The organism is Gaetbulibacter aestuarii, from assembly GCF_039537665.1.
In the GTDB taxonomy this organism is placed as follows: Bacteria; Bacteroidota; Bacteroidia; order Flavobacteriales; family Flavobacteriaceae; genus Gaetbulibacter_A; species Gaetbulibacter_A aestuarii.
In genome coordinates, this window is record NZ_BAABAY010000001.1 from 575,632 (window position 1) to 601,095 (window position 25,464).

Here is a 25,464-nt window from a genome sequence, read left to right on the forward strand (position 1 = left end):
AAAAGGACATCCATATTATTTCGAAATTTATAAGGAAAGTAATTAATAGATTTAAGAGATAAAAACTACTGGCAACACCGTGTAAAATTCCTTGCTCGGTTCCTGATTCTTCCCAAACCCATCTCTACAACATTATGTAGCGCAAACAATCCTTTATATTTCTATCTTATAAAAACACCTATTTAATTGCCGGAATTGATTTCAGTACGCATACATTGGTTGGATTAGTTTGCCTGGCCTTTAACAAGAATTTTTTACTTTTAAGGATAATAAATTGATACATACTTCATGAATTTAAGAACACTAGGAAATCAGGGTTTAGAGGTTTCTGAATTAGGATTGGGCTGTATGGGATTGACGCATGGCTACGGGACACCCCCCGATGAAAAAACCGGCATCGATCTCGTAAGAAAAGCTTATGATCTGGGCATTACTTTTTTTGATACCGCCGAAGCCTATAGCAAAGGTGGTAATGAACGATTGGTAGGAAAAGCGGTTAAACCGTTTCGGGATAAGATCATTATTGCAACAAAATTTGGTTTCAAAAACGGGGATGCCAGTTTTGGTTTAGACAGTTCCCCAAAACGGATCAGGAAGGTTGTTGAAAATTCACTTCGCTATTTGCAAACGGATTATATCGATTTGTTATATCAGCATCGGGTAGACCCGAATGTTCCTATTGAAGCGGTTGCCGGCACGATCACAGACCTCATCAAGGAAGGCAAAGTAAAATACTGGGGCTTGTCTGAAGCAGGACCTGACACCATCCAAGAGGCTCACAAAGAACAACCTGTTTCAGCTTTACAAAGTGAGTATTCCTTATTCAACCGCGACCCGGAAAAAGAGATCCTTCCGTTGATGGAAACATTACAGATCGGTTTTGTTCCTTTTAGTCCTTTAGGAAGAGGTTTTTTAACCGGTGCTATGGATGCACAAACTGAATTTTCAAAAACCGATTTCAGATATAATTTGCCGCGCTTTTCAAAAGAAAATATTAAAGCTAATCTTGCTCTGGTTGATTTAATTAAGCAGATCGCCACTAAAAAACAGGTAACTCCTGCCCAAATTGCTCTCGCCTGGTTACTCGCTCAAAGGCCTTTTATAGTTCCTATTCCCGGAACAACGAAAGTGCATCGCTTGAAGGAAAATCTTGGAAGTACGACCATCAGCCTATCCAGGGACGACCTGGAACAGATCAAAACCGCCCTGAAAAACATTGCAATTGTTGGGGAGCGTTATCCGAGCCATTTGAAAAAATTCCTTAATAAATGAAAAGAATAACTGTTTTTTGTGGTTCAAGTTTTGGAACTGAAAAGGATTTTGAAACGCATGCAATAGCTCTTGGAAAGACCTTAGCTCTCGAAAATATCACATTGGTTTATGGTGGAGCAAATGTTGGGCTTATGGGAGCCGTTGCCAATGGAGCTCTTGAAAATTCAGGTAAAGTGATTGGCGTTTTACCTAACTTTTTAAAATCTAAAGAACTTGCGCATCAAGGATTAACTGAACTCATTATTGTAGACTCCATGCATCAGCGAAAAACCAAAATGAACGAACTTTGTGATGGTGTTATTGCATTACCGGGCGGTTTTGGAACCATGGAAGAACTTTTTGAGATGCTAACCTGGGGACAGTTAGGACTTCATAAAAAACCCATCGGAATTTTAAATGTTAATGGATTTTATGATGACCTCATTTCCTTTTTAGACCATACCGTTACCAAAGGCCTTTTAAAAGCAGTAAACAGAGACATGCTTTTAGTAAGTGACAACATTGATGATCTGCTTTCAAAAATGAAGACCTATCAACCAAAAATAACCGGAAAATGGATCACCAAGGAAACGAGTTAATGGCGTGTGAGTCGGGCTTTCTAAAGTGTCTCTTCAATTAAGAAAATAGATTTGATAAGCACGTTGACCCCATAACGACTTAAAAATTAGAAAAATCCCGGGTTTCTCAATTTAAAAGTTATTGACCTTCCTTATTCTTAAATAATCTACTTTTTTTTCACGCGTAATGTAGGCATCTACGAGCTCTTCCATGATCGGTAGCGTAACCGTTCCGTAGCCTAAAATAACGCTGTGAAATTCGCGGATATCAAAGGCTGGCCCCAAAGCCTTTTCTGCCTTTTTACGGAGTTCCCTGATCTTTAATTCACCCATTTTATAACTGATCGCCTGGCCCGGCCAACCAATATAACGGTCGGTTTCCGTACTGATCTCATGAAGCGAGAGCGCTGTATTTTCCTTAAGATAATTTACCACCTCATCGCGACTCCAACCCATGGCATGGATCCCGGTATCGACCACCAAACGGCAGGCACGCCACATTTCGTAAGTTAGCTGTCCGAATTTTTCATAGGGTGTTCTGTAAACACCCATATCATCAGCAAGATATTCCGCATATAATCCCCAACCTTCACCGTAAGCCGACAAATATAAATTTCGTCTGAATTTCGGAATGGAGTCCCCTAATTCGGCATTCAAGGCAATTTGTAAATGATGTCCCGGTACCGATTCATGAGCCGATAAGGCTGGAAGGTTGTACAACCCGCGACTTGGTAAATCGTAAGTGTTCACCAAATAATGCCCGGCCTGAGTACTCGTTACAGGACTTCCTGAGTAACGGCCGGCCGTGTATTTTGGCGCCAACGCCTCAGGAACCGGTATAACACCATAAGGTTGTCGTGGTAATTTTTTAAAATAGGCCGGTAACTGGTTGTCGATGCGTTTACAAATATCGCGGGCATACCTGAGTAAATCGTCACCGGTTTTTACATAGAATTGTGGGTCGGTTCGAAGAAATTGAAGAAAATCCTCAAAACTTCCCGTAAATCCGGTTTGTTTGATGATCTGCTCCATGGCTTCCCTAATGCGTTTCACTTCCTGAAGTCCGAGATTGTGAATGTCCTCGGGAGTGTATTCTGAAGTTGTCGTGTAAAAATTTATACGATTTTGATAAAAAGCTTCCCCATTTGGTTCTGCGTTTACCCCTATTTTTAGTCTGGCTTTGGGGAAATATTCATTCTCAAAAAAGCTTTTTATGGTTTCGAAACTGGGGATGACGGAATCTCTAATGACTTCTATGGCAACCATACGCAAAGAATCTTTGGTTTGATAGCTCAAATTATCGGGAAGTTTTTCAAAAGGTTTATAAAAATCGCTGGCTTCCGGGGTAGCAACGAGATGTTGGTTATAGGTGGACTCATACCCTTTAAAAATGATTTTAGGTTGCATGATCTTTTCCTCAAAACCTTTTCGCATGAGTTTTATTTCGCTTTGCGTGACGTAAGGTATAGCCTTAAGTTTTTCTAAATAACTTTTAGCTTCCTTGAGCGAATGTATAGGTTTTGGCAAATAATTCCAGTTCAGATGAAAGCCCTGATCCGCCTGAATAGGATTGAGATAAGTTTTAAAATCATAAGTTGCCACCTCGTTTTTTAAAACGAATTTTAAAAGTTTGAAACTGATTCGATCATTTTCAGAAAGAGAATCCGGTTTTATCGTGGCTAAATCATGGAGCAGACCTTTCGCAAAATTATTTTCTTGCAAAAAATAAGCTTCGTCGAATCTGCCTAAAGGAAATTGTTCTTTATCATAACCCTCGCGATCCTGGTATTTTTGAATAACAGCATCTAATTTTTTTGAATTATTCTGACTGTTTAAGGTAAGGTTTATCAGTAAGAAGAGGACAAAAACAACACCTCTATTGCTTAATGACTTCATAAATGAGCTTTTTAGAATATCACAGGCAAATTAAGCAATTTTAAAGTTTTATAACTCTTACATGATCCAGCATCGCTGTATTTACGTCCACATTCATGTTGTTATTCCAGTCTTCAAATTTTAAAATCAGGGTATTTTGCCCCTTTTTCAGATCCACTTTAAAACTGTTGGAATAACCCCAATCCGACCATTCGTCTTTTCCGCGTTGCGGAAATACGGCCACACCTTGATAGTTTTTGTTGACATACAAACTTCGGATCGCGCATTTGTTATCGGTGTTCCAGGGTCCGCTTCCATTTGAGTATCTGAAGTCCACAATATAAGTTCCCGGTTCATTAATATGGACTGGAATTTCAATGGTGCGATTGGTTTCCCGTGTCAATGCAACAAAACCTTTTCCTGAATAATTAATATAATTTTTATTGGAAAGTTGATAGTAGTTTTCAACCTCAACAATGGTTTCTTCCTGCGGTTTGAATAACCAAACCGGTTCGCTGGTAAACGATTCGTAGCCGTCGGGTCCAACCGCACTTACTTTATATTCAGAAAACGATTGGTCTTCCCCCTGGAATGTTATGGTTCTAATTTCAGAGATCATTTCTCCGTTTTTATAGACCTTGTAAAACTGCGCCCCGGGAATAGAGTCCCAACTCAAGATATTATTTTTTACAGTTACTACAGGATTCGGTAAACTGAATTTATTTTCAACGTGATGAATAGTATCCGTATCAAAAGATGTATCGATTAGTTGGATAGAAACCTTATGTTTTCCATCAAGACCTGAAGGGAGAAACGGTTTTTCTTTAGTTTCACCATCGATTTTGAAGGTTTTAATTTTATTTCCAAAACCTTCAACGGTAATATCCAAACTCGCCTTTCGATATTTAAAATTAGAAAGTTCCTTTTTGCCTTTATAGGCCTCCGGAACTACCGGTTGAAACAAAATACCATCTTTTTGAAAATGCATGCCCATAAACACCCGATGCACCATGGCCAAATTCCCGGCCATACTCCATAACATACGATTCGAATTAATTTCCGTGCCTCGGAAATCGCCATTATCAGCTTCAAAATTCTCGTAATTACTTAGGAATAATGCGGCTGGTCTGTAAATCGCTGCCAGGCCATAATTCAGTGCTTTTTCATTGCCTACTTTCGCCGAAGCGAGATTCCAATAGGACTGCACAAATGGCCAGACACCGTTATTATGATAAGGTGGAATCCCGGGAATTTGTGGATAAATACAAGTCACACCAAAAGGTGTTACCGGTGATTCTGTGCTGATCGCTTTAGCTTTTTCAGAATCTGCCACATCAAACAAAATAGCCAGGGCTTCTCCCAAAGCTTCAAAACGTTTTGATGTGTTGAAATAGGCCCGACCATACTCATATTGCGCATAAAACCCATCTTCAGGTAACCAGAGTTCTTTATTTATAGCCTCTTTTATAGCCTTGGCTCTGGCATCATATTCAGAACTGCTGTCTCCTAATGCATCAGCCATTTTACCCAAAATGGTATTGGCTTCATAATGCAACACATTGGTTCCTAAATTTTTAGATTCGGCGATATCCATATTCGACATCCATTTCGGATAGGTTTGTTCACGCCAGTCCAAAAACGACGATTCCCCTTTGTACAAACCATTTGAGGACACTAATGTTTTAGCATCATCTTCTAAAGTGTTTTTGATGATCTTATAGGTTTTTTTGAGCCAATCCGTATCCCCTGTAACTTTATAGATTTCCCAGGCAGCAACCGCCCAAACCACCCGATCTGACGACACCGGCCAGGCACCGCCCGAGCCCGTATCCTGAATAATACGATCGCGTTTAACTTTCCGCATCAAGCTGATTTTAGCCACTTCAGGCTCATGATAGGCAAAGGCCAAATATATACTATAACTGATATCGCGCGTCCAAACGCCACCCCACTCGGCACCTGTTCTGAACGTACTATCGGGTTCAATATTTTTTATGGCTTCTTCGGTTGCCAAATTGTAAAGCGCATTTACTATGGGCTGGTCTGAAGTGTAATGAGGTTTTTGAGAAATATCTTCGGAAAGTTTCCAGGTTTTTTGTTCAGCTTCCGAGGTATCAAAAGGATTCATCGTGAGCGCGATGGTGTAAATTCCATCGCCATCAGGATCTGTAAGTTCGAGATTATTTTCTTCAAGATTTGAGAAATCCCAGGTTAAAGGCTCAGAACCTCCGGCTATATAAAACCCTTTAAAATCCTGTTTGGCTATTTTGGTGCCATCAAAAGCCTGATAAAAGCCTTGTTTTTTGAATTGATCCAACACCGGCGACATGTCCACCTGAAAAGTATAATTGTAATTTGTAGGTAGGGTTTCACCTTTATCTTTTACAGCATTCCGGGTTATTTTACCAAATGTGAAAACCGGCGATTCATGCGAACCATTTTCAATGAGAACATGATGATTTTTCCCTGAAGGCATTTCAATATCCTTCTCATTGATACTGATCTTGAAACTTATAAAATTCGAATAATTGGCATACATCGGGCTGATATAATTCGAGGTCATTTCATCCGAAGAAACAATCACTGCTTTATTTTTCCCTTGAACAATACTGTCCTTGTATACCGTAAAGGCTTTGGAAGCATATAATGCGTTTGAATTTGTTTCATTTTCGTTCTTGCAGCCGGTGAAAATGAGAAAAAATAGAAATACAGTGAAAAGCTTAGTTTGTTGGAATTTCATTTTGAACTAATTTAGTTGATTTTCCTTTGAGAAAAAGGTCTATAAAAGTACTGGGAATTTAAAAAAGTAAAGAAGATTATTTTGGTTTTTTTCGTTTTCATTTCTACTCGTAGCTAAAGGTCAGTAGATTTAAAAATGGTTTTCTATGGAAATATTTATCTTTGATACGTTTTAAAACGAAACTTTCCTCAATGAAAAAATTCATTTGTCTTGCCTTGATTATAGCTGCTTTTCAAAGTTGTAATAAACACAAAACCTTAACAGAGGCGTCCAAAAAACAAGTGATCCAGGAGCTTCATAACATTGAAGTTCTTGATCAAAAATTTGCCGGTATTCCACCACAAGTTCTTATGGATACTTATGGCCCTGAAAAAGCCTGGGACATTTTTGAAGAACAACGGGATAGTGTTGGAGTTGTGAATCAGGAGCGCATTAAAAAATTATATGAAACCTACGGTTATTTGGGTGAAAAGATGGTTGGCAAAGAGGCTGCTACTCATTTTTGGTTACCCATCCAACATGCCGATAATGATGAGCCGTTTCAACAGCAAATGCTTATAGCCATGGGTAAGGAAATTGAAAAAGGCAGCAAGGACAAAGCACATTATGCGATGCTTGAAGACCGTATCAATGTGAATTTAAAACAGCCGCAACGTTTTGGTAGTCAGCTTACTTATAACAAACTCGGCCAGGCCATTCCAAAGATCGGTTTAGTAGATTCGCTGCGTGTAGATAGTTTAAGAAACGCCTTTGATCTGCCTGATTTTAAAACCTACTACAATCAAATGACCATCATGCATTTTGAAATGAACAAGAGTTTGTTTGTGGAGCGTGGGATCAATGAGCCTTTGTTGTATCAGTAATATTTTTTCTTTAAAACTGAACACAGTTCAGAAGAATTATCTTTCGGAATGATGTCGTATTTTTCTTCATTTTTTAGTATATTATCCACATAATGAAGAAATTAAAAGCAAACATAACCATGAAAAAAACGCAACTTTCAAAACTTTTTTTAGTCGTATTGGTCATTTCTCTATGCAATTGCCAAGAGGTTAAAAAAGAATCCGGACCAGAATATGCAGATCAAATCAAAACCATTATTGAAGCCAAAAACGCTAAGATTGAAAGATGGTATGCCGAAGGTCAAATCGATTCTGTAGCCGCTCATTTTGCAGAAAACTGTGTGCAAATGCCTCCACATCAACCACCTCTAATTGGAATTGATAACTTTAAGAACGCCTGGAAGCAAAATGTACAAATAGGTACCTGGAATTTCGATTTAGTTACTAATGATGTCAAGGCTAATGGTGATCTGGCTGCTGAATATGGTTCCTATATTCTGACGTTCACACCAAATGAAAATTCACCTATTCCGGCCATGACCGACGAAGGTAATTATGTGGTATTATGGCAACGTATTAACGGCGATTGGAAAATTGTTTGGGATGCCCCGTCGCCAACCACACCAATGCCAATGCCAGCTGCCATGGATACTATTCCAAATTAAATTATCTTTATAGACTGATTTTATTGATTTTGTGATTTAATTATTTTGTCATGGAACAGGTAGACCGTTACATTGAAACCCTAAAGAACTGGCAAGAAGAATCCAGACAATTGCGCCGTATTTGTCTGGAATGTGGTCTTGAAGAAACTTATAAATGGAGGCATCCGTGTTATGCCCATAAGGGTAAAAATATTGTTATCATCCATGGCTTTAAAGATCATTCCGCACTACTCTTTTTTAAAGGCTCCCTTTTGAAAGACTCAGAAAATATTTTAATCCAACAAACAGAACATGTACAATCCCAGCGCCAGTTGCGGTTTACAACCGTACAACAGATTTTAGATCTGGAAGCCTTAATAAAAGCTTATATCTTCGAAGCTGTTGAGGTAGAAAAGGCCGGACTTAAAGTAAAAAAGAAAAAAACCTCCGACTTTGAGGTTCCGGAAGAACTCACCAGAGCCTTTAAAGAAAATCCGGAATTAGAAACGGCATTTAAGGTATTAACACCAGGAAGGCAACGCGGTTATTTAATTTTCTTTGGCAACGCCAAACAAGCAAAAACCCGCGAGAGACGTATTGCAAAATATACGCCGGCCATATTGGCCGGGAAAGGTCATGAGGAACGGTGATATAGTAATGGTTGAAGGAAGAAATTCGCGTATCTTTATATCGTAATTAAGAATTCAACTTTAATTAAAAATAGTATGCTAGCCAATACTCCGGAACCACCTTATTATGCCGTAATATTTAGTTCCATACGAACTGAAAATGATGATGATGGCTACAATCGTATGGCTGTCCTTATGGAAACATTAGCCCGGCAGCAACCGGGTTTTTTAGGTTTTGAAAGTGCGCGACATGATACCGGAATCACAGTGTCTTATTGGAAGGATCTGGAATCTATCAAACTTTGGAGAGCCCATGCCGAACATCAAATTGCTCAGGAAAAAGGCAAAGCCCTTTGGTATCGTGAATACAAAGTACGTATAGCAAAAGTTGAGCGCGATTATGATTTTACAATGGCATCTTCAAAATGAAATTTATAGGTCGTTATAAATAGGTTCCTTCAACAAACCCATAACAGCTTATTGATGCATATCTTTATAAAAAAGCTAAAACTGATCATTAAATTCTATATGCCATGAAAAAAACAACGCTAGTGTTGGTATTGATGTTATTGTTCCTGAATACCATTCAGGCACAGCACAAATACGCTTATAAAATCTATACCAACAAAGGAAAATCCATTTCATATGGAAAAATGATTAAGAAATTAGATGTGGCTGATGTGGTGTTTTTTGGAGAATTTCATAATAACAGTATCAGTCATTGGCTTCAATTGGAGTTAGTAAAAGATCGTTCAAAAAAATCGAACCTTGTTTTGGGAGCCGAAATGTTTGAAGCTGATCAACAATCGGCATTAAACGATTATTTGGAGGGTAAGTTAAACCAAAAAGCTTTGGATACGGTAATCACTCTTTGGCCCAATTACCACACCGATTATAAGCCTTTAGTGGATTTTGCGATGGAAAATAAATTACCATTTATCGCTACAAATATTCCCAGAAGATTTGCAAATGAAGTTTATAAAAAAGGAGGATTTGAAGCATTAGTTCCTTTAACCCAGGAACAAAAAGAATGGATGGCTCCGTTACCCATTGCATTTGATATCAACTTACCTCAATACCAGAATATGTTAAAGATGATGGGGGATCATGGAACTGTGGATATGGTAAAAGCTCAGGCCATGAAGGATGCTACAATGGCTTATTTTATTTCAAAAAACCTAAAGAAACAAACGCAATTTATTCATTTTAACGGATCTTACCACTCCAATTATAAAGAAGGTATTGTTTGGTATTTACATCAATACAAACCTTCATTAGAAATAAAAACAATAACAACCGTAGAACAGGAAAATATCGAAAAGTTAGATAAAGAGAACTTCGATAAAGCTGATTTTATTATTTGTGTTGATGCTGACGTTACTAAAACCTATTGATTAAAAAGTTAAACACTTAAGACCTATTTTTCCTCCAACTTTTTAGCAACACTATCGTAATATTCTCGAGTGAGTTTTTCGGTCCAAATTGTTGGTTCCTCACCATAGATCGCTAAATAAGAGACTTTACTATGAGCACTGGAGGTATGCCAGTGTTCCACACCTATTTCACATGTAATAACATCACCTGTTTTCATGATTACAGGGGCTTTCCCTCTTTCCTGATAATAGCCCTCACCTTCAAGAACAATAATAACCTGAGGTGTTTTATGCATGTGCCAATCTAAAGTGGCATTAGGGCTGAAAATCGCCTGCGTGATGTTATAATTAAAATCATCATTAGCTTGAATTAACATGTTTAACCAGGCGTCACCTAAATGATGCACATTTGGCGCTTTTGTTCCTTCATCTTTAAAGGAATGCATGTTATAATCTGAATTTTGAGCAAACCCAAACAAGGAAGAAATCTAAAATAAAAGGAAAAATACTTTTTTCATAATATGAATTTATTTCCAACAAGATAAAAAAACCTCTAAATGTCAGTATACGAGGTTAAATTTTACTCCCACCAATACTCCAGGTTACATCACTGAAATATTCAATTTAAACCTTTCGCTTAGTTTCTGGTCTAAATCATAAATCAAAAAAATATGAATCGGATTTTAAAGTTCCCCTTATTACTTTTCATTTTGTCATGTAGTAAAAATGAAAGTCAACAAAAACAAAATATTACTGACTGTACCGGAGATTATTCAACTGCCGGAATATTGGTTGATATTAATGAGGAAATCTACAATGATAATGAATCTGTTAACGCTTACAGCAGATACTCCTGGTCCTCAGATGGTGTTTATAGAATTTTGAATGGAAATGGAATCCCAAATCATGACGTTGGATCATTCCCAAACCCTGATAATCCAAATACAATCAGCGAACAAAATGTCAATAAAAAATTTACGCTTTGTCCAAAGATCATTTCTGAAAATGGTTTAGAGGTTGTTGGTCCTGCTTTAGCCATTGCCTATGCATTAAATAGTGTTAAATTCGATCCTGCCACAGCAGGAAGATGCAACGATGCCGGAGAATGTAGTTTGGCGCAAGGCGAAGGTAAGTGGAATATTGAAGCCTTAGGACATGATACATTTGATTTTGGAGATGATATGAATCATGCACATGTACAACCTACAGGAGCATACCATTATCACGGAATACCGGAATTACTGGTTGATTTCCTGGGAGATAAACAAGGAATGACATTAGTAGGGTGGGCATCTGATGGATTTCCAGTGTATGCCAGATATGGCTATTCCAATCCTAACGATTCAAACAGTGGGATAAAAAACTTAACCCCAAGTTATAGATTAAAATCAGAACCTGATACGAATCGTCCAGGTATCTTAACAGCTCTCATTGGTGGTCCTGATCAGGGAACAGTAAATCCAAACACCCCTATTCCAATGGGAGCATTTACTCAGGACTATGAGTATGTTGAGGGACTTGGCGATTTGGATCAATGTAATGGTCGGTTTGGCGTAACTCCAGAGTTCCCTGAAGGTATTTATTACTACGTTGTTACCGATGATTTCCCCTTTTTTACAAGATGTCTTAAGGGTGATGTTGAGAATTAAAAACCAAAAAAGCCTCTACATTTCTGTAAAGGCTTTTTGAATTTTGCTCCCTCTAATACTTTTTCCAACTCATTTAGCGAAAAATCGATGAGGTTTGCGTTATTCCATGATTTACGTGATAAATGTGTATAAATACATTTTTGGTTACAAGGAGCTACGTAAAAAAACCGCAAATATTTATAACCCATTTCACTATTATGGTTACTTTTATGTCAAATCTTCTACTGATGCTGAAGGAGCATTTGTTTTTACAGATTCAATGCCATTTTCCATGCCACTTTTAGAGGCGTACATTTGGCTTGACCCTATAACCTGATTATTTCCTGCCTTCAAATTAAAGTACGGTTTACCGCTTTTAGATTCCAAACGCTCGTATCTTGAATCATCTGGAGCGTTCTTCTTTACAGATTCAATACCATTAGTACAACCTGTTTTTGCAGCGTATCCTTCACTTGATAAAATGTTCTGCCCATTACTAGATTTAAGTCTAAATCTAAATTCTCCAGAATTGTCTTTGTAAATTTCAAATTTTGCCATGATAATTATTTTAGTGATTGTTTCATAAATATAAACAAAATTGTAGATATAGTCTATCAAGTTGCAAACCTTAATTCAAGTAACACATGCTGGATACTTGCTAACACATAAAGTATCTCATTATTCTTTATACAACTTTTAGAGCTTGACATTTATCAAAATTGAAACTCATGCTAAGATCGCCGTATTATGAAAAGTAAACGCACAAAAAAAGCCTCCACATTTCTGTAAAGGCTTTTTGAATTTTGCTCCCTCTAATATCGTTTTGTCGAACCAATTCAGTGAAGATTTGATGAGGTTTGCTTCATTTTACGACAGGAATTGTAAACGCTAATAGTCTTATCCCCTGGTGGGAAGCATCTAATTATGGAACCTAAATGAGTTTGTAAGTGAATTTTTAGAGCTGGTTGAATTTGCTAACTATTCCTCACAATAATACCACATCTGTGATAGTATATAATGTGTGGGTTATTAAAATTTTTAAATTATGCAATATATCAGTTGTCTAATGAACTATCGATAACATAAGCAGCTGTGCTTTCGTTAGTTTTGTAATTCTTTTTCTATTTCTTTTATGAGTTCTGTGGCTTCAGCAGTAACTATTTTAACCGTATTTATTGTTCTTAGGTGTCTTACATAGTTATTTTTAAAATGATTGCGACCACGAATGGATTTGGCAAAGGATATAATTAATTCAGAATTGGTTATAGAATCCTGTCTCATTGGGAAGGATTTCTTTACTAGGCCAACTCCCCAAACTTTCATCCTGTGGTTGCTTATTTCTATTGTTTCTTCTAAATCCCTTAAATAAATTTGTCGCTCAGTTACATCTTTCATTTCCCAGGCAGCGGCTCTTTCAGTTTCATCCTTAATAATTGTGTAATACGTATTGATTTTTTCTGAGAGTGCATCAAACCCAACTAATTTAGAGCTGCCTTGATTTTGCATTTCTTTAAAGGTTCGAGTATTAACACTAAGGGGCATATACCAACCACTTATACAATCCCATAATCTATCGGCATCCTTGAAGGTGTAATCGGTAGCGTTTAAAACCCATTCCTCATCGGCAATATAATTATTTAAGTGCTTTATTCCGGTATTAAAAAGGATGGTGTCCGCTTTTAAATCACTTTTAATCTCAATTAAGTAGTTTCTAGATTTTATTTTGGCCTTCCTAGTCTCATTCCAATTATTAATCTGAAGGGCAATCAAAATACCAATCACAACCAATACAATTTCTCCTATGGCATAATTTAGATATTTAGTAGTCTTACCTTGGTTAATAAGAGTTTTTCGGATGTTTCTAAAGAATTTTATCATTGGTTACTAATTAGTATTATTTAAGGGAAAGTCGTGATTTATTATTTGTATATCTCTTTATTTCCACAATTCAACTCAAGAACAATAATAGTTGTTTTGTTCTTCAATATGTTAATCCTAAATATAAGACAATAAATTCTAGTGGATGTTGAGTCTAGAAATCCCCCACGTAAAGGAACATCCGAAATCGTATGATGTGAACTTTACAGCTTCTTAATTATACTTTTTAGCTGACCAAAATCATTGGCTGACACTTTGCAAATAATTAGTTTTAATTGTTCTTACAAAAGTAGTTTTTCGACTAATTCAAACATATTAGTTATGAAAATTTTCAAGCCCACATTCTTAATAGTAATGGTAATATGCTTTTTAAGCTGCTCCATTGAAAATGAAGAAAAAAACAAAAGAGAATATATAACTACTTGTTACAAGCTTATAGAAGAAGGAAGTGGCCAACCAATAGTTGGATTAAGTATATTAATCCATTACGGACCTAATAATGTTTTAAGCAGTCAAGGAATAACAAACAATGATGGTGTGTGGTGTTTTGAACATTGGAATGACGATGGTCCAAGTGCAATTCTTTATACATATTTATTAGAAAACCTTTATTTTAATATTCCTGAAGCCCTTCCTTTAAATGGTTCAACTAATATTATTGAATTGAATCCAAAATCTTGGATTCAATTTCATGTAGTGAACATTGAACCTTCAACCGTTAATGATAGGGTTGATGTAAGTTATTTTTTTAGGATTAATAATCTGAGAAGTTATGGTGGAAGCAGACCATTTGAAGGTAAAGACATCGATACTTTTTGGTATGTAGGTGTTGCTAAAGGAGTAAATATATCTATTGAATGGGAGGTTAAGGAGTCTGGTGTTCTTATCAGTACTCATTCAGATGAAATTATTATAGAAGATGATGAAACGTTTTATTATTTAATAGAATATTGATAGGATTATTTATAGTTAAGGAACTTATTTTGAAATAAATTAGATTTATGGTGAATTAGCTTACCTCCACCACATTCGCTAAAGCCATATCAGAAATCGTGTGATGCGGAAAACCCTATATAACGCACAAAAAAAGTCCAACATTTCTGTTGAACTTTTCTCTGTTTTGCTCCCCCTCTTGGGCTCGAACCAAGGACCCTTTGATTAACAGTCAAATGCTCTAACCAACTGAGCTAAGGAGGAGTGTTAATATCTTGTTTTTATGTCTTTTTTGACAACTCTGCTTCTTACTTTGTGCCGGATGCGCTTGAGCTCAGTTCTGAGCCCTGCCTGCCGGCAGGCAGGTAAGGAGGAGTGTTTCGCTCTTTTAAGCGAGCGCAAATATATATATATTTTTAATTACTACAAATATAATTTTTAAAAAAAACTTAGCCAAAGATCGCCTTATAAATATCGTTTCCGTTAGCGAATAAAACTAATGCGATTAAAAAAACTATTGAAGAAAAAATCTCCAATAGTTATATAAAATAAACGCTTTAATTAAATTTTTTAAGCAAGTTTAGGTTCATTTGCTCGTCTTATTACTGCCTTTAGGTCATTATTAAACAAATAACTTCCCAAAGAAATTCTAAACCACCAGAATCCTCCATTAATGCTAGTAGATTCAGTAATTTTTAATTCTTGAACTCCAAATTTTTTTAAATTCATAATAAAATGTTTTTTGTTTACAATTAGTAAACATGGTTAAACAATTAATTCATAAATAAATATCTTTCCGGAAAATATTTAATCAATATTAATTGTTTTCACTGCCAAAACATTGCAGTTCGCAAATTAATCAAGAAAAAATAGCCTTATAAATATCGTTTCCATTGGCAAATAATACCAAAGCGATCAAAATAAAGAAGCCAACCATTTGAGCATACTCCATAAACTTATCGCCGGGCTTTCTACCTGAGATCATTTCATATAACAAGAACATCACATGGCCGCCATCTAATGCCGGAATTGGCAATAGGTTCAATACCCCCAACATGATTGATAGAAAGGCGGTAATACTCCAAAAATTAGCCCAACTCCAAAAGGCTGGAAAAATGTTGAAAATGGCATAAAAACCACCCACCCCTTTATAAGCTCCTGTGCTTGGTGTAAAAATAGCTTTAAATTGTTTTAAATAGGAAGTAATTTGATCTCCCGTAAGTTTTATTCCCACAGGTATTGCTTCTAAGAAACTGTATTTTTTGGTTTCAAACTGATAATAACCCAACTTTTCAAGATTATCATCTGTAATTGATCCATAAACTACTCCAAGTTTAGCATTATCAGAAATCTTTAATGGAACATTAATAGTCTCCCCATTTCGTAATACATGAGCTTTAACCTTTTGTCCCTTAAATTTGCTCAAAGTCGGAATTACCTGGTCGATGTATTTGGTATTGATACTATCCAACCCAACAATAACATCTCCTTTTCTTAAACCACTATTTTTGTTGAATGAGGTATCAGGTACCTTGGCAATTACAAAAGGCATACGTTTACTTATAAAACCTCTTTCTTTGGAATCTATCATTTTCGCTAAAAAATCCTGAGGTAAAGTCACCGTTGAATCTCTCCCCTGGCGCTCTATCGTGATGTTTTTTCCGAACAACACTTTTTCGGGGATCTCATTGAAGCGTGTCACTTTTTCGCCATCAATTGCCACAATATTATCTCCGGTTTTTAAACCAGCATTATTTGCCACAACGCTTTCAATCTCTAAACCATCTTTAATATTTTCAACCGGAAGGTATTTATCGCCATAATAATAACTCATGCCTATATAAATGAGTACGGCCAATAAAAAATTCACTGTAACGCCACCTAACATGATGATCAACCGTTGCCAGGCCGGTTTTGAACGGAATTCCCAGGGCTGTGGTTCTTCCTTTAATTGCTCGGTATCCATACTCTCATCGATCATACCGGATATTTTTACGTAACCACCCAACGGCAGCCAGCCAATACCATAAACGGTTTCGCCGATCTTCTTTTTGAACAAGGAATATTTCACATCAAAAAACAAATAGAATTTTTCAACGCGGGTTTTAAATAATTTCGCGGGTATGAAGTGTCCCAATTCATGCAAGATGATCAGGAGCGATAAGCTCATTAAAAATTGAGATATTTTTATAACAAAATCCATAGATTATTCAGGTCATATTTTATAATCGCACAAAAGTAAGCTTTTTAAACAAACTTTAAACCAGGTCAATAATTTTGGATAGAGTTTTAACATGAATTTAGGGGTCTTTTAACGGCAACATGTTACTGAATCATTGTATTTTTGTACAAATTTAAACGCTACACTTACCATGCGATCTTTTTTCAAAGGGTATCTTAAATTTTTTATTGGCTTTGGTATACTGTCGGCCATCATTATGTATATCATTTACAATACCCTTAACACCTATAAACCCTTACCTGTTTATCAACCTTCCAATGTGAGCGCCGATCTGGTAGATACAACCATGCAGTATCAAAAAAAATACCACAAGATCGCCGATTTTTCATTGACGAATCAAAACGGTAAAACCATCACTCAGGATAACTATAAGAATAAGATCTATGTGGCTGATTTCTTTTTTACCACGTGTCAAAGTATTTGTCCGGTGATGACAGATCAAATGGTGCGTGTTCAAAATTCTATTTTGAATGATTCGCAGGTGATGTTATTATCTCATAGTGTTACTCCGGATATTGATACCGTAGCGCAACTAAAACGCTATGCCATCGAAAAAGGCGTTAATGATAAGAAATGGAATTTAGTTACCGGCGATAAAAAACAGATCTACGACCTGGCTCGAAAAAGCTACCTCGCCGTGAAAGACAATCCGTTTGCCGGGAAATACGACATGATCCACACCGAAAATTTTGTTCTTGTAGATAAAAAAAGACAGATCCGTGGGTTTTACGACGGTACCAATCCCGAGGAGGTAGATCAGCTGATTAAAGATATTAAACACCTCGAAAAAGAATACACTTTATAGTTTTACCTTAAGGATTTTTTTACCCTAAATTTTTAGCTTACTTTTGCTTCTTTAAAATCAATCTAAATAAGCGTGAAAGACACATTAGCACATTTAAAACGTGGAGAAACAGCAGTAATTGCTGATGTATCGTCTGTTCATGTTCCTCTAAAACTGCTGGAAATGGGCTGTCTCCCGGGAAATTCTGTAGAGCTTGTTCAATTGGCGCCTTTTAAAGATCCGATGTACCTAAACATTAATGGATCTTATCTCGCTATTCGAAAAGAAACTGCTTTACATATCATCATTGAAAAAGAAGTCCATGAGTAAACAAATCAATGTTGCTTTAATAGGGAATCCTAATACCGGAAAAACCTCTGTATTTAATGCCCTAACAGGTTTGAATCAAAAAGTAGGTAATTACCCGGGCATCACTGTTGAGAAAAAAGAAGGTATCTGCAAACTGCCTCGCGGCGTTAAAGCACACATTATCGATTTACCCGGAACGTATAGCCTGAATGCCTCGTCATTGGATGAGAATGTGGTTATCGAGTTATTGCTCAATAAAAATGACAAGGACTTCCCTGACGTTGCTGTAGTGATTAGTGATGTTGAAAATTTAAAACGGAACTTACTCCTGTTCACCCAAATAAAAGATCTTGAAATTCCAGCTATTTTGGTGATCAATATGGCTGATAGAATGCGCTATAAAGGTATTTCTCTGGATATTGATTATTTAGAAAAACAGCTGAAAACCAAAATCGCTTTGGTTAGTACCCGAAAACGGGAAGGCATCGAGCGGCTTAAAGATCTGATCGCTAATTACAAGGATTTATCCGTTGAGCCCTGCCTGAATGCTTCTGAGATCGATAAACCTTATTTTGATACCCTGCGTGAAACCTACCCTAATCAATTATTATACAAATTGTGGTTGGTGATTACTCAGGACGTAAATTTTGGAAAACTCACCAGAAATGAAATTGATGCTCTGGCGAATTTTAAGACCAAATCGAAAAGTGATCTTAAGCGCCTTCAGCAGAAAGAAACGATTAAACGTTATCAGTTTATCAATAATGTACTTAAAGTTGGCCAAACCATTGATGTTACTCAGGCTAAAGATCTCCGCACAAGATTGGATCGCATTTTAACACATAAAGTTTGGGGCTACCTCATCTTTGGCGTGATACTACTTACCATTTTTCAGGCTATTTACGACTGGTCGAGCGTCCCCATGGATTTCATAGACAATATTTTCGCTCTAATGAGTGAGTGGGTTAAAACCCATTTGCCTAAAGGCGTCTTTACAAATCTGATCTCCGAAGGTATTATACCGGGATTGGGTGGTATCGTTATTTTCATTCCACAGATCGCCTTTTTATTCCTCTTTATTTCGATTTTAGAAGAAAGTGGTTATATGAGTCGTGTGGTTTTTTTAATGGACCGCGTGATGCGGAAATTCGGACTTAGCGGTAAAAGCGTCGTGCCTTTGATCTCCGGAACAGCCTGCGCCATCCCGGCTATCATGGCAACCCGAAACATAGAAAGTTGGAAGGAACGACTGATCACTATTTTGGTAACACCATTCACCACCTGTTCAGCGCGATTACCGGTTTATCTCATTATCATTTCTTTAGTGATTCCTGAAGGGCGTATATTAGGATTGGGTTATCAGGCCCTCGCGCTTATGATCCTATACCTGTTAGGTTTTGGTATGGCCGTATTTTCAGCCTGGATCCTGAATAAAATTTTAAGAATCAAAAAGAAAACCTTTTTTGTAGTTGAAATGCCAAACTACAAGTTACCACTTATAAAAAACGTGGCTTTAACAGTTATTGAAAAGACCAAATCCTTTGTATTCGGTGCCGGTAAAATTATTTTAGCGATTTCAATTATTCTTTGGTTTTTGGCTTCCTTTGGTCCCGGAGATAATTTCAACAATGCCGAAGCTATTGTAAAGGCTGAAAATAAAGGCAAAGAACTTACCCAAATAGAATTACAGCAAAAAGTAGCCTCGCAAAAACTGGAACACTCGTTTATTGGGATTACCGGTCGGGCTATCGAGCCCGTTATTCAACCTTTGGGTTACGATTGGAAAATTGGTATTGCTATCATTAGTAGTTTTGCTGCGCGTGAAGTTTTTGTAGGAACTTTGGCCACTATTTACAGTGTGGGTAATGATGATGAAGACACCATTAAAAACCGAATGGCCGGAGAGGTCAACCCCATTTTAGGCGGACCCTTATTTACCTTTGCTTCGGGCGTTTCACTATTGCTTTTTTACGCCTTTGCCATGCAGTGCATGAGTACTTTGGCCATAGTAAAACGGGAAACAAATAGTTGGAAATGGCCCGTTTTACAATTGTTTATAATGACAGCCATAGCCTATGTAGCGGCCTTGGTTTCATTTCAATTGTTACATTAAAATCGTAAGATAGATACAAGAAAAACGACTAAAAATTTATGAATTCATTGATCCAATATATTCTGGTTTTTACTGCTTTGGGCTTTGCCTTGTTTTTTTTAATTCGAAAATTCTTCTTCAAAAAACCAAAGTCAGATAAAGCATGTGGTGGCGGTGATAATTGTGGTTGCCATTAATCTGGCATCTAAAAGCTATTCCAAAACATGAATCAACTAAAAAAATTAGTATTTACTGCCTTATTTTTGTCGTCCTTTGAAGTGAGTAGCCAGGAAGACCCAAAAGAACCCCTAATTACGGATCGCCCTGATGCCACGGAATCGCCAAGTACTGTTCCTGTAGGGTATTTACAAGTTGAAACCGGTTCATTTTACACGAAAAATAACACTAACTCTATAAAATCTGAACAATTCACTTACAACACCTCATTACTTCGTTTGGGTCTGTTGAACAATGTAGAATTGCGTTTAGGTTGGGATTTTGTTGAAAATAAGTTCGAAAATACTAATGCTGTTTTAAGTGGATTTAATCCGCTGTTACTTGGTACCAAGTTAGCCATTGCCAAAGAAAATAACGGATGGCCTGAAGTTGGTTTTGTGGGTCATGTTTACCTCCCCTTTTTAGCAGGAAATGACTATAAACCTGAAACTACAGGTGTAGATTTTAGGTTTTCTTTTGCTCACACACTAAATGAGAAGTCGAGTTTATCTTATAACCTGGGGATGGCCTGGGGCGATGATTCTCCTGAAGCTAGCTACATTTACACCCTTTCCTACGGAAGGTCTTTAACGAATGCACTGGGATTTTATGCCGAACTTTACGGTAATCTTCCTGAAAACAGCGCTTCAAACCATTATTGGGATCTCGGTTTTACCTATTTACTTTCAGATAACGTACAGTTGGACGCTACTGTTGGTTCCGGAATTACTGATGGTCAGGACCTACTTTTAAGTGGTGGGGTAAGTTTCAGAATTCCTACCGGTAAAAAATAAGATCTATTGTCTATTTGAACTATTTTGATAAGACAGTTGTAATGCTCTGAGGTAATCCACAACCTTAGCTTGTGTTTTATAACTTTTGTTTAATACATCCTGATCCATTTGGTCTGAAACTGTAATAGCGATATACCAGTAATCTTCTTTTGAAACATCTGAATCTTCGGCATCAACATCGGTTTCCATTTCTCCGTTAATAAATAAATTCAAAAGACTTACTGATTTATCTATGCGTTTCACTTCATAAAATGACATATAGTATGTACTGGAATCAACTTCAATCGGCACAAAACGATTCACGTTTACACCGTTTCTTTCAAACCGGCGATCCATAAAATTATAAAAGAAACCTTCAGGATAGTTATCTTCAAAAATAAAGGCATAACGTTCCGGTAAATCGCCTTTAAACTTTTTAGCAATTTTCACCTCGTAGTTCTTAATACTTGGTGGTACTCGCAACGGAATACAGGCCAGAAAACAACAGGTGAAAAGACAATATCCAAATATTTTAACTGAGAAATTCATATACTAAAAATACGAATTAAAAGCTTTTAACTTTTTGAATATCAACCTAAAAACAATTTTTAAAAAAATGTATGCGATGGAAGATCGATTTAAACTAAAATACGCCAAACCTGTGCCACAAGAAACGTAACCACAAAACCTAAAATCACCGGCATTATGGAAGCTACTGTAGTCCACTTTACACTTTTGGTTTCTTTGTAAATAGTATATATGGTTGTACTACACGGGTTGTGAAGCAAACTGAACAGCATTAAATTGATGGCTGTTAATAAAGTCCAACCTCCTGCACGAAGCAAATCTCCGGTAGCGTTCATTGAATCCAGTTCAAACATCACTCCTGCTCCATTTCCTGCGGAAATTCCTGTAACCAAAACCGTAAGCATTAGGATTGTCGGAATTACAATTTCATTAGCTGGAATAGCCACGATATAGGCAAGTAATATCACACCATTCAAACCTAAGAGATAACCAAACGGATTGAAAGAGTCAATAAGGATTGCAGCAATACTATCTCCACTTATATGGATATTAGAGATCAACCAAATAACTGCTCCGGCCGGAGCCGCAAACACGATGGCGCGCCATAGCACAATGATGGTTCTATCGATCAACGAGGTATACAAGGTTCTCCAAAATCTGGGTGGTCGATAAGGAGGTAACTCCAAATGAAAGGTAGACACTTCCCCTTTTAAAACTGTTTTGGACAAAGCCCAGGATGTTCCGAACATAAATGCCATCCCTAAAACGGCAATTCCTATAACTGCTAACAAGGATACAAAACTCGACATTCCTTTAGGTGCTATGGCCCCGATAAAAATTGTAGCAATCAGGATCTGTGTAGGCCAGCGACCATTGCACAAGGAAAAATTATTCGTAATAATAGCAATCAATCGTTCCCTTGGGCTATCAATAATTCGCGTTGCTACAACGCCGGCGGCATTACAACCAAAGCCCATACTCATGGTTAGGGCCTGCTTTCCATGAGCTCCGGAACGCTTAAATAAACTATCCAAATTGAAAGCCACTCGCGGTAAATATCCAAAATCCTCTAAAAGTGTGAATAAAGGGAAAAAGATAGCCATAGGAGGAAGCATTACTGCAATAACCCATGCTACTGCTAAATACACACCATCTATTAAAAAACCATCAAGCCACCACGGCATATTAATGCTGGCCGCGCCGCTTTTTAAAGCCGGATGAATTTTATCTAATAATAATTCCGCTAAAAGCGATGAAGGATAATTTGCCCCAATAATGGTAATCCAAAGGACTACCCCAAGAATGAGGAACATGATTGGAAATCCGAAGATTTTACTGGTTACAATTTTATCAATTTTCGCATCGAGTCGAAATCGCTTTTTAGATTGCCGATCATCTACGGTGTCTTTTACAATATCCGCGGCATCAGCATATATACTTTCCGTTAGCGTATCGTGAAAATCGTCGCCAATTTGCCATCGCAATTCGTTAGACAGTTCAATTATATGATCTATATTTTTGTCGCTCATGCTTCAGTTTTAAACAAATTCGCCTTTTTTTAAGGCATTGATAATCTGGGTATCTCCTTCCAGCAAACGAAAGGCAATCCAACGGCTGTTCGGAATATTTGGAAAGGCCTCCTTTACTTTTTCAGCCAGTTTTTTTACAGCAGACTCCACATTCGACGGTACATTTTTAATACGATGAGGTTTACATTCGATAGTCCCATTGGCGATACCACTTATGGTTTGAATGAGATCAGGGATACCTTTATTATACCTTGCACTCGTAGGTACTACCGGTATTCCAAGGTCACGAGCCAAAGTTCGTACATCAATAGATATATCATTTCGCTCTGCTTCATCCATCAAGTTCAAACATAACACAGCTTTATCGGTAATCTCTAAAATTTGTAATACGAGATTAAGATTTCGTTCCAGTCGATTGGCGTCTGCAACAATTACGGTAACATTAGGTTTTCCAAACAAAATAAAATCACGCGCTGCCTGCTCATCATCTGAGGTAGATAGCAAGGAATACGTTCCGGGCAAGTCAACCAATTTGTATTTCTGATCGTTATATTCAAAACCACCTTCAGCTCGCGTTACCGTTTTACCCGGCCAGTTACCAGTGTGTTGTCGTAAACCGGTTAAAGCATTAAAAACAGTGCTTTTTCCGGTATTTGGATTTCCGGCCAAAGCCACTACAAAATCCACATTATCGGTCTGCACTCCCATACGTTTTAAGCCATTGGCATTAAAATGTTCACAAGTTTCACAGGCACTTTTTATTTTTGGGTCCATAACTCATCTTTTTTAATTAAAATTTTTGCAGCCTGATCGTTTCGCAAGGCAATCGATGTCCCTTTGATCAAGTAGGCATTTGGTTCGCGGAGCGGATTCATAAGATCGATCTTGATAACAGCACCTTTTACGAAGCCAAGATCCAGTAATCTGCGTCGTGCTTCGCCCCGACTTTCTTTAGAAATACCAATAATCTTTGCCGTTTCATTTTCCTTAAGGCTGGATAATCTGGCAATATTATCTTCAACTGCAATCGATTTTTCCAAAGGAGCCACCGTAAGGTTCGCCGCAACAATAGGCGCAAGTTTGAAAACTTCGCCTTCAGATTCAAACGTGATCCGGGTACTATTGTTTTCGATCACTTTAATAAGAGATCCTATATGAATGTTTTCCGCCAGGATCTGTTTATAGATCACATCTGGTTCATCTTCAATATGAGTAATCCTACCTATGGTATTTACAGATAAGAGTGGTAATTCTTCTCCATGTATTTCGGCTATCCTTCCGGTTTGTGTCGGAATGGGGTCGCCATGTGGATCAAACTTTGGGTGCCCTAAATGTGCAGCCAAAATATTTGTTTCATCATGACTTAACTGATGCTCCATAGCCTCAGCGCGGTCGTGCCATTCAGACTTACTAAAACCTGTTTTATCAGCCAAATACCGTTCCCATAACCGGTGCACCCTTACAATTCGCAGTGCATATTCCCGCCCTTTATCAGAGAGTTTCATGATATCCTTTTCAAAAAAAATAAGATCATTAACCGTCATTTTCTTAGTAACCTCCACGACGCGGTGGTGATTGTAGTTGATCATTTGAACCAGGGTTTTCATATCTACTTTATTACCCGAATTCTCAAAGTGATACAATTGTTTCAGAATATCTTCAATAATGATCTTTTCATTATTCTGAAAATTCTTTTTCAAGATCCAAAACCAACCTTTCATGGGACGGAATAACACGATCAACACCAACACGATGGCAAAAAATACCAGGAGCGCTATAAGGGGATTGTAGTTTTCCATCACACTTGTTTTACATATAAATTCTGAGCAACTTCTTTTGAGATCACCATTTTTTGCGAATTGGTTTCAATAGTCAGTGAATCATCAAAAGGTTCATAATCCAATACTTTTATGGTATCGCCCAAAGCGAGATCATTCTTGTTTAAATATTTCAAAAAAGCATCTGTAGAATCTTTCACAAAAGATAAAACACCTGTTGTTCCTGTTTCAATATCAAAAATATTGACACTCTTCATCGGTGAATAATTGCCATCTTTATCCGGAATTGGGTCACCATGAGGATCATGCGTTGGGAAACCTAAAAAAGCATCCAGTTCATTTACCAACTTCAAGGATTTTACATGCTCCAATTGCTCGGCTACATCATGAACCTCATCCCAGGAAAAATGCAATTTCTCAACCAAAAAAACTTCCCAAAGGCGATGCTTACGAATTACCAAAGCAGCTGCTAAACGACCTTTTTCCGTAAGGCTAACACCTTGATATCTTACATAATTTGCAAGCTCTTTTTCCGCTAGTTTTTTAACCATATCGGTAACCGAAGATGCTTTGGAATCTACTTTTTTCGCAATGGCATTGGTGCTTACAGAAATAGTACCCTGTTTCCCTAAATGGTATATGGCTTTTAAATAATTTTCCTCTGATAAGGTTGTCATCATTCACATTTATTATACAAAAATAATTAAATTTACTTTCACATAAAAATATTTTTAGGTAAAGCTAAATTTAAAGTTTTGTTAATTTAATAATTACAGTCTTAAAAATAAATTGTACTTTGATCCTTGAAAATTAACACCTTAATAAATAACCACCAATAACTT

General features: G+C 37.1%; 26 protein-coding genes and 1 tRNA gene. 14 read left to right on the top strand and 13 right to left on the bottom strand.

The window, feature by feature from the left end; translation table 11 throughout:
• The first annotated feature begins 288 nt into the window (after window positions 1-288).
• Together ABD682_RS02450 and ABD682_RS02455 are read left to right on the top strand one after the other, a co-directional pair.
• The gene (locus tag ABD682_RS02450; protein ID WP_344738632.1) at window positions 289-1,272 is read left to right on the top strand and encodes an aldo/keto reductase; all 984 of its coding nucleotides are present in this window, start codon (window positions 289-291) and stop codon (window positions 1,270-1,272) included.
• Window positions 1,269-1,850: an LOG family protein gene (locus tag ABD682_RS02455; RefSeq protein WP_344738634.1), complete on the top strand. Its 582-nt coding sequence runs from the start codon at window positions 1,269-1,271 to the stop codon at window positions 1,848-1,850. Before ABD682_RS02450 ends, ABD682_RS02455 begins: the two co-directional genes overlap by 4 nt.
• A gap of 111 nt (window positions 1,851-1,961) precedes the next feature.
• Here ABD682_RS02455 and ABD682_RS02460 read toward each other — a convergent pair whose 3' ends face one another.
• Window positions 1,962-3,725 carry a DUF885 domain-containing protein gene (locus ABD682_RS02460; protein WP_344738636.1) on the bottom strand — a complete coding sequence of 588 codons (1,764 nt, stop codon included), beginning with the start codon at window positions 3,723-3,725 and terminating at the stop codon, window positions 1,962-1,964.
• A 40-nt stretch (window positions 3,726-3,765) separates the two neighbouring features.
• On the bottom strand, window positions 3,766-6,444 hold the full coding sequence (locus tag ABD682_RS02465; protein ID WP_344738638.1) for an alpha-L-rhamnosidase-related protein: 2,679 nt from the start codon (window positions 6,442-6,444) through the stop codon (window positions 3,766-3,768).
• 191 nt (window positions 6,445-6,635) lie between these two features.
• Between ABD682_RS02465 and ABD682_RS02470 the strand changes: the two genes are divergently transcribed.
• The 5 genes from ABD682_RS02470 to ABD682_RS02490 all read left to right on the top strand — a co-directional run bounded on the left by ABD682_RS02470 (window position 6,636) and on the right by ABD682_RS02490 (window position 9,953).
• Window positions 6,636-7,307: a DUF6624 domain-containing protein gene (locus ABD682_RS02470; protein ID WP_344738640.1), complete on the top strand. Its 672-nt coding sequence runs from the start codon at window positions 6,636-6,638 to the stop codon at window positions 7,305-7,307.
• A gap of 119 nt (window positions 7,308-7,426) precedes the next feature.
• The gene (locus ABD682_RS02475) at window positions 7,427-7,951 is read left to right on the top strand and encodes a YybH family protein (RefSeq protein ID WP_344738643.1); all 525 of its coding nucleotides are present in this window, start codon (window positions 7,427-7,429) and stop codon (window positions 7,949-7,951) included.
• A 50-nt stretch (window positions 7,952-8,001) separates the two neighbouring features.
• Entirely contained in the window at window positions 8,002-8,580 is a 579-nt protein-coding gene (locus ABD682_RS02480; RefSeq protein ID WP_344738645.1) for a YdeI/OmpD-associated family protein, read from the top strand.
• Window positions 8,581-8,655: 75 nt separating this feature from the next.
• On the top strand, window positions 8,656-8,988 hold the full coding sequence (locus ABD682_RS02485) for an antibiotic biosynthesis monooxygenase family protein (protein WP_344738647.1): 333 nt from the start codon (window positions 8,656-8,658) through the stop codon (window positions 8,986-8,988).
• Window positions 8,989-9,092: 104 nt separating this feature from the next.
• Window positions 9,093-9,953 (top strand): ChaN family lipoprotein, encoded by an 861-nt coding sequence (locus tag ABD682_RS02490; protein WP_344738649.1) that lies wholly within the window; start codon window positions 9,093-9,095, stop codon window positions 9,951-9,953.
• A gap of 23 nt (window positions 9,954-9,976) precedes the next feature.
• Here ABD682_RS02490 and ABD682_RS02495 read toward each other — a convergent pair whose 3' ends face one another.
• On the bottom strand, window positions 9,977-10,378 hold the full coding sequence (locus ABD682_RS02495) for a cupin domain-containing protein (RefSeq protein ID WP_344738651.1): 402 nt from the start codon (window positions 10,376-10,378) through the stop codon (window positions 9,977-9,979).
• Window positions 10,379-10,603: 225 nt separating this feature from the next.
• Between ABD682_RS02495 and ABD682_RS02500 the strand changes: the two genes are divergently transcribed.
• Window positions 10,604-11,581 carry a YHYH protein gene (locus ABD682_RS02500; RefSeq protein ID WP_344738653.1) on the top strand — a complete coding sequence of 326 codons (978 nt, stop codon included), beginning with the start codon at window positions 10,604-10,606 and terminating at the stop codon, window positions 11,579-11,581.
• 207 nt (window positions 11,582-11,788) lie between these two features.
• On the opposite strand, the gene ABD682_RS02505 is transcribed toward ABD682_RS02500, so the two are convergent.
• A complete protein-coding gene (locus ABD682_RS02505; RefSeq protein ID WP_344738655.1) occupies window positions 11,789-12,118 on the bottom strand; it encodes a YegP family protein in 330 nt (109 codons plus the stop codon).
• Between the two features lie 543 nt (window positions 12,119-12,661).
• The gene (locus ABD682_RS02510; RefSeq protein WP_344738657.1) at window positions 12,662-13,438 is read right to left on the bottom strand and encodes a DUF6090 family protein; all 777 of its coding nucleotides are present in this window, start codon (window positions 13,436-13,438) and stop codon (window positions 12,662-12,664) included.
• A 321-nt stretch (window positions 13,439-13,759) separates the two neighbouring features.
• Here ABD682_RS02510 and ABD682_RS02515 point away from each other — a divergent pair, with 321 nt between their 5' ends.
• Window positions 13,760-14,392 carry a hypothetical protein gene (locus ABD682_RS02515; RefSeq protein WP_344738659.1) on the top strand — a complete coding sequence of 211 codons (633 nt, stop codon included), beginning with the start codon at window positions 13,760-13,762 and terminating at the stop codon, window positions 14,390-14,392.
• A gap of 169 nt (window positions 14,393-14,561) precedes the next feature.
• Here ABD682_RS02515 and ABD682_RS02520 read toward each other — a convergent pair.
• The 3 genes from ABD682_RS02520 to rseP all read right to left on the bottom strand — a co-directional run bounded on the left by ABD682_RS02520 (window position 14,562) and on the right by rseP (window position 16,574).
• Window positions 14,562-14,635: transfer RNA gene (locus tag ABD682_RS02520), tRNA-Asn, on the bottom strand.
• A 306-nt stretch (window positions 14,636-14,941) separates the two neighbouring features.
• A complete protein-coding gene (locus ABD682_RS02525) occupies window positions 14,942-15,100 on the bottom strand; it encodes a hypothetical protein (protein WP_344738661.1) in 159 nt (52 codons plus the stop codon).
• A 130-nt stretch (window positions 15,101-15,230) separates the two neighbouring features.
• On the bottom strand, window positions 15,231-16,574 hold the full coding sequence (rseP, locus tag ABD682_RS02530; protein WP_344738663.1) for an RIP metalloprotease RseP: 1,344 nt from the start codon (window positions 16,572-16,574) through the stop codon (window positions 15,231-15,233).
• A 169-nt stretch (window positions 16,575-16,743) separates the two neighbouring features.
• Between rseP and ABD682_RS02535 the strand changes: the two genes are divergently transcribed.
• The 5 genes from ABD682_RS02535 (at window position 16,744) to ABD682_RS02555 (ending at window position 20,808) form a co-directional block, all read left to right on the top strand.
• On the top strand, window positions 16,744-17,418 hold the full coding sequence (locus ABD682_RS02535) for an SCO family protein (RefSeq protein ID WP_344738665.1): 675 nt from the start codon (window positions 16,744-16,746) through the stop codon (window positions 17,416-17,418).
• Between the two features lie 72 nt (window positions 17,419-17,490).
• Window positions 17,491-17,727: a FeoA family protein gene (locus tag ABD682_RS02540; RefSeq protein WP_344738667.1), complete on the top strand. Its 237-nt coding sequence runs from the start codon at window positions 17,491-17,493 to the stop codon at window positions 17,725-17,727.
• Window positions 17,720-19,819, top strand: coding sequence for a ferrous iron transport protein B (gene feoB, locus ABD682_RS02545; protein ID WP_344738669.1), 2,100 nt, complete (start codon window positions 17,720-17,722; stop codon window positions 19,817-19,819). The genes ABD682_RS02540 and feoB overlap by 8 nt, the downstream gene beginning before the upstream one ends.
• Window positions 19,820-19,857: 38 nt before the next feature.
• On the top strand, window positions 19,858-19,995 hold the full coding sequence (locus ABD682_RS02550) for an NfeD family protein (protein ID WP_344738672.1): 138 nt from the start codon (window positions 19,858-19,860) through the stop codon (window positions 19,993-19,995).
• A 27-nt stretch (window positions 19,996-20,022) separates the two neighbouring features.
• Window positions 20,023-20,808 carry a transporter gene (locus ABD682_RS02555; protein WP_344738674.1) on the top strand — a complete coding sequence of 262 codons (786 nt, stop codon included), beginning with the start codon at window positions 20,023-20,025 and terminating at the stop codon, window positions 20,806-20,808.
• Between the two features lie 3 nt (window positions 20,809-20,811).
• Here ABD682_RS02555 and ABD682_RS02560 read toward each other — a convergent pair whose 3' ends face one another.
• From ABD682_RS02560 to ABD682_RS02575, 5 genes are all read right to left on the bottom strand, one after another.
• Window positions 20,812-21,336 carry a hypothetical protein gene (locus ABD682_RS02560; protein ID WP_344738676.1) on the bottom strand — a complete coding sequence of 175 codons (525 nt, stop codon included), beginning with the start codon at window positions 21,334-21,336 and terminating at the stop codon, window positions 20,812-20,814.
• Window positions 21,337-21,425: 89 nt separating this feature from the next.
• On the bottom strand, window positions 21,426-22,844 hold the full coding sequence (locus ABD682_RS02565; protein WP_395360176.1) for a nucleoside recognition domain-containing protein: 1,419 nt from the start codon (window positions 22,842-22,844) through the stop codon (window positions 21,426-21,428).
• Between the two features lie 9 nt (window positions 22,845-22,853).
• Complete coding sequence (locus tag ABD682_RS14700; protein WP_395360178.1) at window positions 22,854-23,618, bottom strand: FeoB small GTPase domain-containing protein; 765 nt, start codon at window positions 23,616-23,618, stop codon at window positions 22,854-22,856.
• Window positions 23,603-24,643, bottom strand: coding sequence for a metal-dependent transcriptional regulator (locus tag ABD682_RS02570; RefSeq protein ID WP_344738679.1), 1,041 nt, complete (start codon window positions 24,641-24,643; stop codon window positions 23,603-23,605). Before ABD682_RS02570 ends, ABD682_RS14700 begins: the two co-directional genes overlap by 16 nt.
• Window positions 24,643-25,299 (bottom strand): metal-dependent transcriptional regulator, encoded by a 657-nt coding sequence (locus ABD682_RS02575; RefSeq protein WP_344740792.1) that lies wholly within the window; start codon window positions 25,297-25,299, stop codon window positions 24,643-24,645. The genes ABD682_RS02570 and ABD682_RS02575 overlap by 1 nt, the downstream gene beginning before the upstream one ends.
• Window positions 25,300-25,464 lie beyond the last annotated feature (165 nt).

Bases quoted from the DNA above. Each gene is read 5' to 3' on its own strand.
- ABD682_RS02450 (WP_344738632.1), top strand. From the start codon at position 289: ATGAATTTAAGAACACTAGGAAATCAGGGTTTAGAGGTTTCTGAATTA.
- ABD682_RS02455 (WP_344738634.1), top strand. From the start codon at position 1,269: ATGAAAAGAATAACTGTTTTTTGTGGTTCAAGTTTTGGAACTGAAAAG.
- ABD682_RS02460 (WP_344738636.1), bottom strand. From the start codon at position 3,725: ATGAAGTCATTAAGCAATAGAGGTGTTGTTTTTGTCCTCTTCTTACTG.
- ABD682_RS02465 (WP_344738638.1), bottom strand. From the start codon at position 6,444: ATGAAATTCCAACAAACTAAGCTTTTCACTGTATTTCTATTTTTTCTC.
- ABD682_RS02470 (WP_344738640.1), top strand. From the start codon at position 6,636: ATGAAAAAATTCATTTGTCTTGCCTTGATTATAGCTGCTTTTCAAAGT.
- ABD682_RS02475 (WP_344738643.1), top strand. From the start codon at position 7,427: ATGAAAAAAACGCAACTTTCAAAACTTTTTTTAGTCGTATTGGTCATT.
- ABD682_RS02480 (WP_344738645.1), top strand. From the start codon at position 8,002: ATGGAACAGGTAGACCGTTACATTGAAACCCTAAAGAACTGGCAAGAA.
- ABD682_RS02485 (WP_344738647.1), top strand. From the start codon at position 8,656: ATGCTAGCCAATACTCCGGAACCACCTTATTATGCCGTAATATTTAGT.
- ABD682_RS02490 (WP_344738649.1), top strand. From the start codon at position 9,093: ATGAAAAAAACAACGCTAGTGTTGGTATTGATGTTATTGTTCCTGAAT.
- ABD682_RS02495 (WP_344738651.1), bottom strand. From the start codon at position 10,378: ATGCATTCCTTTAAAGATGAAGGAACAAAAGCGCCAAATGTGCATCAT.
- ABD682_RS02500 (WP_344738653.1), top strand. From the start codon at position 10,604: ATGAATCGGATTTTAAAGTTCCCCTTATTACTTTTCATTTTGTCATGT.
- ABD682_RS02505 (WP_344738655.1), bottom strand. From the start codon at position 12,118: ATGGCAAAATTTGAAATTTACAAAGACAATTCTGGAGAATTTAGATTT.
- ABD682_RS02510 (WP_344738657.1), bottom strand. From the start codon at position 13,438: ATGATAAAATTCTTTAGAAACATCCGAAAAACTCTTATTAACCAAGGT.
- ABD682_RS02515 (WP_344738659.1), top strand. From the start codon at position 13,760: ATGAAAATTTTCAAGCCCACATTCTTAATAGTAATGGTAATATGCTTT.
- ABD682_RS02525 (WP_344738661.1), bottom strand. From the start codon at position 15,100: ATGAATTTAAAAAAATTTGGAGTTCAAGAATTAAAAATTACTGAATCT.
- rseP (WP_344738663.1), bottom strand. From the start codon at position 16,574: ATGGATTTTGTTATAAAAATATCTCAATTTTTAATGAGCTTATCGCTC.
- ABD682_RS02535 (WP_344738665.1), top strand. From the start codon at position 16,744: ATGCGATCTTTTTTCAAAGGGTATCTTAAATTTTTTATTGGCTTTGGT.
- feoB (WP_344738669.1), top strand. From the start codon at position 17,720: ATGAGTAAACAAATCAATGTTGCTTTAATAGGGAATCCTAATACCGGA.
- ABD682_RS02550 (WP_344738672.1), top strand. From the start codon at position 19,858: ATGAATTCATTGATCCAATATATTCTGGTTTTTACTGCTTTGGGCTTT.
- ABD682_RS02555 (WP_344738674.1), top strand. From the start codon at position 20,023: ATGAATCAACTAAAAAAATTAGTATTTACTGCCTTATTTTTGTCGTCC.
- ABD682_RS02560 (WP_344738676.1), bottom strand. From the start codon at position 21,336: ATGAATTTCTCAGTTAAAATATTTGGATATTGTCTTTTCACCTGTTGT.
- ABD682_RS02565 (WP_395360176.1), bottom strand. From the start codon at position 22,844: ATGAGCGACAAAAATATAGATCATATAATTGAACTGTCTAACGAATTG.
- ABD682_RS14700 (WP_395360178.1), bottom strand. From the start codon at position 23,618: ATGGACCCAAAAATAAAAAGTGCCTGTGAAACTTGTGAACATTTTAAT.
- ABD682_RS02570 (WP_344738679.1), bottom strand. From the start codon at position 24,643: ATGGAAAACTACAATCCCCTTATAGCGCTCCTGGTATTTTTTGCCATC.
- ABD682_RS02575 (WP_344740792.1), bottom strand. From the start codon at position 25,299: ATGACAACCTTATCAGAGGAAAATTATTTAAAAGCCATATACCATTTA.